5 protein-coding genes, 5 pseudogenes and 2 other annotated features are annotated in these 10288 nt (G+C 48.3%); of the genes and pseudogenes, 6 read left to right on the top strand and 4 right to left on the bottom strand.

Translation table 11 applies throughout. From position 1 onward, the window contains the following. Positions 1-71: 71 nt before the first annotated feature. Positions 72-1097 (top strand): annotated as a pseudogene (locus FOY93_RS23400) (IS3 family transposase); the annotation flags it as partial. After that, positions 170-280 (top strand) — a sequence feature (AL1L pseudoknot). Its footprint overlaps the pseudogene before it by 111 nt. A gap of 113 nt (positions 1098-1210) precedes the next feature. Here the strand turns inward: FOY93_RS23400 and FOY93_RS23395 are convergent. Then, positions 1211-2074 (bottom strand): LysR family transcriptional regulator, encoded by an 864-nt coding sequence (locus FOY93_RS23395; protein WP_143345837.1) that lies wholly within the window; start codon positions 2072-2074, stop codon positions 1211-1213. Between the two features lie 676 nt (positions 2075-2750). Here FOY93_RS23395 and FOY93_RS23390 point away from each other — a divergent pair. Beyond that, positions 2751-3647 (top strand): carbapenem-hydrolyzing class A beta-lactamase FRI-8, encoded by an 897-nt coding sequence (locus FOY93_RS23390; protein ID WP_140423308.1) that lies wholly within the window; start codon positions 2751-2753, stop codon positions 3645-3647. A gap of 208 nt (positions 3648-3855) precedes the next feature. On the opposite strand, the pseudogene FOY93_RS23385 reads toward FOY93_RS23390, so the two are convergent. Beyond that, positions 3856-4978 (bottom strand): annotated as a pseudogene (locus FOY93_RS23385) (IS3 family transposase). Between the two features lie 61 nt (positions 4979-5039). Between FOY93_RS23385 and FOY93_RS23380 the strand changes: the two are divergent. The 4 genes and pseudogenes from FOY93_RS23380 to istA form a co-directional block, all read left to right on the top strand. Further along, positions 5040-5559, top strand: a pseudogene (locus tag FOY93_RS23380) (IS3 family transposase); the annotation flags it as partial. A 380-nt stretch (positions 5560-5939) separates the two neighbouring features. Continuing rightward, entirely contained in the window at positions 5940-6512 is a 573-nt protein-coding gene (locus FOY93_RS23370; protein WP_123061076.1) for a hypothetical protein, read from the top strand. After that, on the top strand, positions 6509-7066 hold the full coding sequence (locus tag FOY93_RS23365) for a hypothetical protein (protein WP_172621956.1): 558 nt from the start codon (positions 6509-6511) through the stop codon (positions 7064-7066). Before FOY93_RS23370 ends, FOY93_RS23365 begins: the two co-directional genes overlap by 4 nt. A gap of 151 nt (positions 7067-7217) precedes the next feature. Next, positions 7218-7949, top strand: a pseudogene (gene istA / locus FOY93_RS23360) (IS21 family transposase); the annotation flags it as partial. A 42-nt stretch (positions 7950-7991) separates the two neighbouring features. Here istA and FOY93_RS23355 read toward each other — a convergent pair. Beyond that, a pseudogene (locus tag FOY93_RS23355) lies at positions 7992-9210 on the bottom strand (IS3 family transposase). Continuing rightward, positions 8808-8923 (bottom strand) — a sequence feature (AL1L pseudoknot). (Overlaps the previous pseudogene by 116 nt.) A 15-nt stretch (positions 9211-9225) precedes the next feature. Beyond that, complete coding sequence (locus tag FOY93_RS23350) at positions 9226-10143, bottom strand: reverse transcriptase domain-containing protein (RefSeq protein ID WP_172621955.1); 918 nt, start codon at positions 10141-10143, stop codon at positions 9226-9228. Positions 10144-10288 lie beyond the last annotated feature (145 nt).

Raw genomic sequence — 10288 nt, 5'->3', positions numbered from 1 at the left:
CGGTTTACGTTTAACGATCGTTTCTTTGGGGTCAGTACGTCTGTTTCCAGTCTGATCCCTGTGCCCATCGGGATGGCGGACTCACAAGTGACGAGCGCCAGCGCCTCAAAGAGCTGGAGCAGGAAAACCGGGAATTACGGCGTAGTAACGATATCCTGCGGCAAGCCTCAGCTTATTTTGCGAAGGCGGAGTACGACCGCCTGTGGAAAAAATAATGCCGCTGCTGGATACACTCTGCGACGGGGTCGGACCGGTATGTCATGAGCTGAATATCGCCCCGTCGACGTACTATCGGCACCGTGAATATCGCCAGCATCCGGAGAAACGTAGTCTGCGTGACCGCCGTGACGACCTGCTGAGACCGGAAATACAGCGGGTGTATGGCGGAAACTACAGTGTCTATGGCATCCGTAAAGTCTGGAGACAGTTGCAGCGGGAAGGCTTCAGTGTAGCCAGATGCACCATCGCGCGACTGATGAAGGCTATGGGGCTGGCTGGTGTGCTGCGGGGTAAAAAAGTGCGCACCACGGTCAGCCGGAAAGACGTTGCGGCAAGCGACAGGGTAAACCGTCAGTTCGTGGCAGAGCGGCCCCAGTCAGCTTTGGGTGGCAGATTTCACGTACGTCAGCACCTGGCAGGGCTTCGCATATGTCGTGTTCATCATAGATGTGTTCGCCGGCGTTATTTTAGGCTGGCGGGTATCATCGTCTATGGAGACAACGTTCGTACTGGATGCGCTGGAGCAGGCACTGTGGGCACGTCGACCTTCCGGCACCATCCATCACTCGGATAAAGGTTCGCAATATGTTTCACTGGCCTACACGCAACGGCTGCAGGAAGCGAAGCTTCTTGCTTCAACGGGCAGCACGGGTGACTCTTACGATAATGCCATGGCCGAAAGCATCAACGGTCTGTACAAAGCAGAGGTGATACACCGCCAGAGCTGGAAAAACCGGCAGGAAGTGGAGCTGGCAACACTGTGGTGGGTGGACTGGTACAACAATCGTCGACTGCTTGAGCGGCTCGGTCACATCCCACCTGCTGAAGCAGAAAAAGAGTATTACGCTTCCATCGGGAATAAGGAGCTGGCAGCCTGAGTTCCCGGACTTAACTCTCTCCCACAAAACCGGTACGGTTCATCATCATATAATATTGGTTCTTTTCTCTTCTTATAAAATCTCTCATATCCTCAATAAAGTCAGTAATTTAATTACAGGCTGCAGTCCTGTAACCAAGTGCTGAAGGCAGTCAATGCCGTAGATTTCTGTTTTGATTTTAAAAACGTCAACCAATAACTTCCCATGTTTACTTCAATATCAAAAGGCATTTTAAGCAATCCTATCTCCAATTCCCTTCTGAACATACATGCAGGTGCCAGAGCTATTCCATCAGATATGCTAGTAGCATCAACCATAAGTCTAGATGAATCAAAAATTGGTCCTGTAATTACCCATGGCTCAACACCAGCAACTTCAAGCCAGTGATACCATTCATCCTGCCGATAAGTTCGTAATAACAATTTATTTCTTAGATCATTCGGTGAGAGAAGACTTTCTGCAACAACAGGAGAGCATAGTACAGTGTGCGGTGCAGAAAATAGTTCAATATTGTCAGTAAGAGTCCATTTTCCTGTTCCAAAGCGAATTGATGCATCAATACCTTCAGTTGCCAAATTGATTGTATTGTTATGGGTTAAAATCCTTAAGTCAATCCAGGGGTATTTTTCATAAAAATCCTTAAGCCGGGGCAAAAGCCATCCAATCGCAAAAGTTCCCACCACAGCAACAGTAAGCACTTCGAGAAATTTACCTCCACGGAATTTTTGTAAAGCTGAATCCATACGATTGAACGCATCATTAACGATAGGAAGTAAATGTGCCCCTTCTTCTGTAAGAAGTAATCCTCGCGGTAACCTTCGAAACAGAGTGACATTAAGAATGTTCTCCAGAGAACGAACGTGTTGACTTACAGCGGCTTGACTAACATGCAGTTCAAGACCTGCACGTGTAAAGTTAAGGTGGCGGGCAGAAGCCTCAAAAGCCCGTAACCCGTTCAATGGGAGGCGATTTCTCATGGCGTATTAACCTAAAAGTTTTACTTATGTCTAAGCAAATATATTATAGCTTGTCACCATAAAGAGCAAATGTATAATTCATTTTGATAGACATTTTTATACCGTTATTTTTAAATTGTTATATAAATTATGGCTGTTCAATCTTGTTTTTACTAAAATTAGCTGGAGGTATCTTAATGTTAAGTTTCTATTCCCACCCCAAGAATTGCAATGTTTCAATTAAATTCCCATCGCATGAGGAATTCATATTAAATACATTGAATAATGTGCTTATGAAGCATTTTTGATTTTTATGCTAAAGGTGACCCTTTTTATTAATTGTTAGCTGAAAGGTAATCTAATATTTTAAAATTTAAAAATCATTTACTAAAAATAAAGAAATATATCACCTGGCTTGCACTGTATAATTTAATGGATCAGAAAATGAATGGTTTTTTTGTGTATTAAAAATAAATTATCTGTTTATTAAATAGCCTACCTTTGTTTTTTACAACCAGGGAAATGCTTTCAATAAAAAACATCACCAGGTTGCTAACATATTAAAAGATAAAATGTTTTTATTTTAATGAAAGTATTTAATTTCGCTTTATGTTTTACATGCGTCAACAAGCGCGGACTAATAGATGGCGTATTAATTTCTGATTTATAGCCAGTAAACTTTATAAAGGTGTTAAATATGTTAAAAAAAATGCGAAAAAATGCGATTATTCTTTCTTTTTCGCTCTGCCTTCCTTTTGCTTCATCTAACTCATTTGCAAATCAGGAAAGGAATGGCCTGGCTCAAATTAAGGAACTGGAAACTGTTTTTGGAGGGCGGATAGGTGTTTATCTTTTAAATACAGAAAATGGGAAAGAGTTTTCCTACAGGCAAAATGAGAGATTTCCTTTATGCAGTTCATTTAAGGTGTTCTTAGCTGCATCCGTATTAAAAAAAACTCAGGATAAATCTTTTTCTCTTAATGATACGGTAGAGTATTCCGGTCGTGTTATGGAGAAGCATTCTCCTGTATCAGAAAAATACCTAGAAACGGGTGCAAGCGTTCAGACTTTGGCTATGGCAGCAATTCAGTACAGTGATAATGGAGCGTCTAATCTATTAATGGAAAGATACGTCGGAGGTCCTGAAGGTTTGACTGCATTTATGCGATCAACGGGAGACACGGAGTTCAGGCTTGATCGCTGGGAGTTAGAATTAAACTCAGCTATTCCAGGCGATAAACGTGATACTTCAACTCCGAAAGCAGTAGCAATGAGCCTAAAAAATATTGCATTTGGTTCTGTACTTGATGCTAAAAATAAAGCCTTACTGCAGGATTGGCTTCAAGGAAACACGACTGGCAATGCGCGAGTCAGAGCCGCAGTTCCTGATAAATGGGTTGTTGGCGATAAAACAGGCACCTGTGGTTTCTATGGTACAGCTAATGATGTTGCTATTTTATGGCCTGATTCCAATTCACCTGCTGTTATCGCTGTGTATACAACGCGTACTAATCAAAACGATAAACATGATGAAACAATAATTAAAAATGCTGCAAAAATTGCTATAAATGCAGTGTATGGAAGTTATAAATGATTTTGTTGTAATTAAATAGAGGTATTACCTGTGTAAGCGCCCCATCAGCGACGTCTGTCGACGAACCTTTAATCCGACGATGATAGAGTCCACTTAATTTTAAAAATGGACTCTATCAAAAATGGGTAATACCTCTGATTAGTTGAATTTGATGTATAATACTCGTTTTTAGGGTTGATGATCTTACCCAGATAATGTGGACACCGCCCTAAGCGAGGTTCTGGTTTTCAAATTGTTCCGGGCTGAGTCCGCCACAGGCACTGTGACGACGCCACCGATTGTAATCACACTCGATATAATTGAACACCGCCGTTCGCATTAATTCCCGGCTGATAAAGCGCTCTCCATGGATACATTCCACCTTCAGCGAATGGAAGAAGCTTTCCGCGCAGGCATTGTCGTAACAACACCCTTTGGCGCTCATGCTCCCGCGTAGATTATGCCGTTTCAGCAATGCCTGATAATCCGCTGAACAATATTGCCCGCCACGATCCGTATGGACGATGACATTTTCCGGTCGCTTACGTCGCCACAGTGCCATCTGTAGCGCATCACACGCGAGTTGTGCCGTCATTCTTGGCGACATCGACCAGCCAATGACAGCCCTGGACCACAGACCGCCAGATACAGCCAGCCCTCATCCGTACGTACGTGATGTCACCAGCCCATTTCTGGTTCGGCCTGCTGGCGTAAAAATCCTGCTTCAGCAGGTTCTCTGATACCGGCAGACCATGCTTACGGTAGCTGACCGGCCTGAACTTACGCGCTGCTTTTGCACGAAGCCCCTGACGACGCAGGCTGGCGGCGATGGTTCTGATGTTGTACCGGGGCAATTTATCAGCCAGACGCGGTGCACCATACCGCTGTTTTGCATCACTGAACGCCTGCCGGACAGCGGCATCACAGACCAGACGGACTGCCGTCGCCGGTTAGTCTGATGACGGCGCAGACACCATGAATACCAGCCACTCCTGGCCACGCGCAGCACCCGGCACTGAACTCTGCCCGATGATTTTCGACAAAGACATACTTCATTTCAGGCGCTTCGCGAAGTATGTCGCGGCCTTTTGGAGAATGGCCAGCTCCTCGTCCCGTTCAGCCAGCAGGCGTTTAAGACGTGCAATTTCAACGGATTGCTGCTGCTCCCGCTCAGAGCCAGACAGGGCCTGCTGTTGTTTTTTACGCCAGGTATAAAGTTGAGATTCGTACAGACTGAGTTCACGGGCTGCGGCGGCTACACCAATGCGTTCAGCAAGCTTCAGGGCTTCCTGACGGAACTCGGGCGAGTGTTGTTTGCGGAGCTTGTTGCTGGTTGTGGCTGATTTGGTCATGAGTCACCTCTGGTTGAGAGTTTACTCACTTAGTCCCGTGTCCACTATTCGCGGGTAGGATCAGTTCGTGGCAGAGCATCCCACTCAGCTTTGGGTAGCAGACTTCACATACGTGAGTACCTGGCAGGGCTTCGCGTATGTGGCGTTCATCATCGACGTGTTCGCCGGAGCCATCGTGGGCTGGCGGGTGTCGTCATCGATGGAAACCACGTTCGTGCTGGATGCGCTGGAGCAGGCGCTGTGGGCCCACCGGCCATCAGGCACCATCCATCACAGCGACAAAGGTTCACAGTACGTGTCGCTGGCATACACACAGCGGTTGCAGGAGGCGGAGCTTCTGGCTTCAACGGGAAGTACGGGTGACTCTTATGATAACGCGATGGCCGAAAGCATCAACGGCCTGTACAAAGCGGAGGTGATACACAGGCAAAGCTGGAAAAGCCGTGCATGAGCTGGCGACGCTGGCGTGGGTGGACTGGTACAACAATCGCCGGTTTCTGGAAAGGCTGGGGCATATCCCACCGGCAGAAGCCGAACATGCATATTATACTTCCATCGGGAATAAGGATCTGGCAGCCTGAGTTCCCAACCAAAATACTCTCCCGGAAAACCGGGGCGGTTCAGTCTGGTTAACTCGACCAGAACAGCCCCCAATAATGGCGGGATGCAGGTTATACAGGTACCGGACAGAATTGGGGGGCGGGCTGAAGGGCTTTACTCACTGCTGAAAAGCTGTGGCTGGCAGGCCGTCTGCCACACGAGCACTGGATCCTGATGTCCGTCAGCGCCTGCTGAACTGTCTTAACGGGTGTAAAGTAATATATGAGGGACACGTGCTTTTGAAGCATAAGCACACTATCTTAAATTTAGTTGCGCTTGAACTGTACGGTTTTTTCGGGAGTCTAAACTCTCAGTGAAAGGAGGCCCAAAATGACAGTTATATTAGCGAAGGAGAAATTATGTGAAAAAGATAATCATCTACTTTTCAGGCGTTTTTGTATTTCTACAGATCTCCCTTGTTGGAGCAAATCCTCAGGACAGGGCTCATGAAACGGTTGAGCGCTTTCTGAAGTGGGAAAGGAATATTAAACCAAGCGGTATCTATCGTGAAAAACTAGGTGGCGAACTTCCTTCACTGATTTCACCGGAATTGCTGTGCCTGCTGGAGAGTGTATCTGATTTACGGGAACGTGCTATCCGGGAAGCTCCTGGCGAGAAACCTCCTTTTGTGGAAGGAAATCCATTTCTGCCTAATGCATGGGAGCGACCGCAGAGTTCAGAGATTATTTCTTCTGTTATGATTCCCGGCACTAAAAGGAGCATTGTGAGGGTACTCTTTGACTATGGGTCCGGCACTGTCTTTACCGGGACTTTCAAGGTTAATGATGGCACTCAGGGGACAAAGATTTCTGACGTGGACGCGGGTGGTTCCTGTGATTTCTGCCAGCGTGGAAGTTTACGCAAAGAACTCTATAATTCACTTCATATATATGCAGGGGTTAAGGCTTCACACTGTAAAGATCTTACAAGATGAAATCACCCAAGAGTTATTGTTATAATGTTATTAGGGGATGGCAGATTTATATGAATTTAAAAAAAAACACTTTGCTTAAGTTTATTGTATTATATTTATTATTTCCATTAAATAGTTATGCCACTGATATTTCGGAGCGTTGCCTTATTTACGATAACTCTATCGGTCAGGTAAAGTTAAATACAAAAATTGTTGATTACCTAAAAGTTAAGGAGATTTCGTACGCCAAGGAAAAGAATGCAGATGGCATTTTTATATGGCATCTAAATGTGAACAAATTTTACAGCTTAGATGCCATAGTGAATTCAGCTGGTAGAATAATATATATCGAAACGTTTGATGTGCGGTGTAAAAATAAATGGGGAATTCATCCCGGCATGACGCTAACGAGAGCAGGGGAAATTATGGGGGGAATTGAAAAAACATACAGTACTGAAATTGAAATGAGGCAGTATGCCATTTTCAAAAACAGGTCTCTCCAGATATTCAGGGTAAAGGCTAATTCTGAATATACTGTAGACAGTATACTTTCAATAGGCATATCTTCGAAGTAAGCGCCCCGTCAGCGACGTCTGTCGACGAACCTTTAATCCGGCGATGATAGTGTTAGCGCCAATGATATAAGACTGTCATTTGCCATTTGAGTTGTCCGCTCCACCCAACATGTTGTTTCCTTGAGGTTCTCACACCAGAAAGGACATCGACATGCTGAGCAGAGAGGACTTTTACATGATAAAGCAAATGCGTAAGCAAGGGGCGTACATTATCGATATTGCGACTCAGGTTGGTTGCTCTGAGCGTACTGTCAGGCGGTATCTTAAATACCCTGAACCACCGGCCAGAAAAACACGCCACAAAATGGCCAAACTGAAGCCGTTCATGGACTATATCGACACGCGCCTGGCTGAGAATGTCTGGAATGGCGAGGTTATCCTCGCAGAAATTAAAGCAATGGGTTACACCGGCGGGCGCTCCATGTTGCGCTATTACATCCAGCCCAAACGCAAAATGCGGCCATCGAAGAAAACAGTCCGCTTCGAAACCCAGCCCGGTTACCAGTTGCAGCACGACTGGGGCGAAGTCGAGGTGGAGGTCGCTGGACAGCGATGCAAAGTTAACTTCGCGGTGAATGCGCTGGAGTTCTCCCGTCGCTTCCATGTCTTCGCCGCACCAAAGCAGGACGCTGAACACATCTATGAGTCTCTGGTCCGCGCCTTCCGATACTTCGGTGGCAGCGTGAAAACCGTGCTGGTTGATAACCAGAAGGCGGCGGTGCTGAAGAATAACAACGGGAAAGTGGTGTTCAACTCCGGGTTTCTGTTGCTGGCCGACCACTATGACTTCCTGCCACGCGCCTGCCGTCCGCGCAGGGCCAGAACCAAAGGCAAGGTGGAACGAATGGTGAAATATCTTAAGGAGAACTTCTTCGTCCGGTACTGAACCGCCCCGGTTTTGTGGGAGAGAGTTTAGTCCGGGAACTCAGGCTGCCAGAGCCTTTTCTCCGATGGAAGCATAATACGCTTTTTCTGCTTCAGCAGGTGGTATGTGGCCGAGTCGCCCAAGCAGCCGACGATTGTTGTACCACTCCACCCATGTCAGCGTCGCCAGCTCAACCTCTGTACGGTTTTTCCAGCTCTGTCGGTGTATCACCTCCGCTTTGTACAGGCCATTGATGCTCTCCGCCATTGCATTGTCGTAGGAGTCCCCCGTGCTGCCCGTTGAGGCCAGCAGTTCCGCCTCCTGTAGCCGCTGCGTGTACGCCAGCGACACATATTGCGATCCCTTATCGCTGTGATGGATTGTGCCTGACGGACGACGGGCCCACAGCGCCTGCTCCAGCGCATCCAGCACGAATGTCGTCTCCATCGAGGATGACACCTGCCAGCCCACGATGACGCCGGCGAACACATCGATGATGAACGCCACGTACGCGAAGCCCTGCCAGGTGCTGGCATACGTAAAATCTGCCACCCAAAGCTGGTTGGGACGGGCAGCGACGAACTGGCGATTGACCCTGTCATGAGCGGCCTGCGTTTTACGACCGACTGTCGTGCGCACTTTTTTACCACGGAGCACACCGGCCAGCCCCATAGCCTTCATCAGCCACGCGATGGTGCATCTGGCCACGCTGAAGCCTTCCCGCTGCAACTGACGCCAGACCTTGCGAACACCATAGACGCTGTAGTTTTCGTCGTACACGCGCTGTATCTCCACTTTCAGCTGGTCGTCACGTTGCTGCCGCAGGCTACGCTTCTCCGGATGCTGACGCTGCTCCTGGTGCCGGTAATATGTCGACGGGGCGATATCCAGCTCATGGCATACCGGTCCGACCCCGTGGCTCCTGCTGAGGGTATCCAGCAGCGGTATTATTTTTCCACAGACGGTCGAACTCCGCCTTCGCAAAATAAGCGGAAGCCTGCCGCAGGATATCGTTGCTGCGCCGCAGTTCCCGGACTTCCCGCTCCAGCTCCTTGAGACGTTCGCGCTCAGAGGTGGAAAGTCCACCGTCACCTCCGCCTGCATCCCGCTCATGCTGACGAAGCCAGGTGCGCAGGGTGTCGGTGCTGCAGCCTATTTTAGGGGCAAGAGAATGGATAGCCGCGTGTTCAGAACGGTACTCATCACGCTGGTCCAGCAACATTCTGACTGCCCGTTCACGAAATTCCGGGGAGTAACGGTTTGCTGATTTTGATGCCATGTCGGATCTCCTTTTTCACTGAGAGTTTAGTCTCCCGGAAACCCGGTGCGGTTCAGCGTGTATTTCCTGTTTGAGCCGTTTGATCGCTTTCCGGGATATTGCTGTGCCCCAGTAGGGGCGCCCACCTTTGCCATAAAATCGGCCAATGGTATATCCGAGAAAATCAAAATTCCCTTCAGGTAGAGCGACCAGCCGGGTTTTACTTTCGTTAACGGTCAGCCCCAGCCGTTCCATCAGGCGCTTCATCCTTGTCATGGCCTGTTCTCCGGTTCCCCTTTTGCATAATATCACCAGATCGTCGGCATAATTGACGATCTCGCTGTTCTTCTCCCAGAAAGGAGTCCCGCTATTCCATGCCAGAATAAATCGCCTGAAATAGAGGTTTCCCAGCAACGGGCTTATTGGTGAACCCTGTGCCGTTCCACGATGAGTGTTACGGCCAGCTGTGGTCCGGATTTCGACACCCTGCCTGGTCCGTTCCACTACCGGGGCTCTGAGCCACTGGCGGATTATCCCCAGTACGCTACCATCACTTATCCTCCGGGCGATGCATTTCATCAGTTGCCCATGAGGGATCGTACTGAAGTAGTCAGATAAATCCGCATCAACGACTTCTCTGGCGAAGCGTTCAGAGATGCTAAAGTAGACTCTGCGTATGGCCATTTTGGCGTCGATGTGACTTCTGAAACCGTACTGCCGTGGGGACAGATCGGTGTCGAAAACGGGGTTAATAACGAGTAACACCGCCGTCTGAACCACTCTGTCTTTTATTGTCGGGATACTCAACGGGCGTTGTCCGCCGTTGGCTTTGGGGATCCATACACGCAACAGGGGCGAGCAACGATACTGCTTTGTGCTCAGCTCCTGCTTTAATCTTCGCAACCATTGCCCTAATCCCTGCTGTTCTATGCCAGCAAAAGACTCTCCATCCACGCCGGGGGCTCCCCGGTTGAGACGGCATCGCCTGTAAGCTTCCACGAGAACATCCGGTCGGCAAACCTTATCCCACAGACTGTGGAATTTAGCCGTTGCGTTACCCTTTGCTTTTGCCTGTAGTGTCTTCTGCAGGTTCTGAACC

Source organism: Enterobacter sp. 18A13 (assembly GCF_007035975.1).
Taxonomy (GTDB): Bacteria; Pseudomonadota; Gammaproteobacteria; order Enterobacterales; family Enterobacteriaceae; genus Enterobacter; species Enterobacter vonholyi.
Note: the sequence above shows the minus strand (reverse complement) of the source record. Positions and strands in the feature narration are given on the sequence as shown.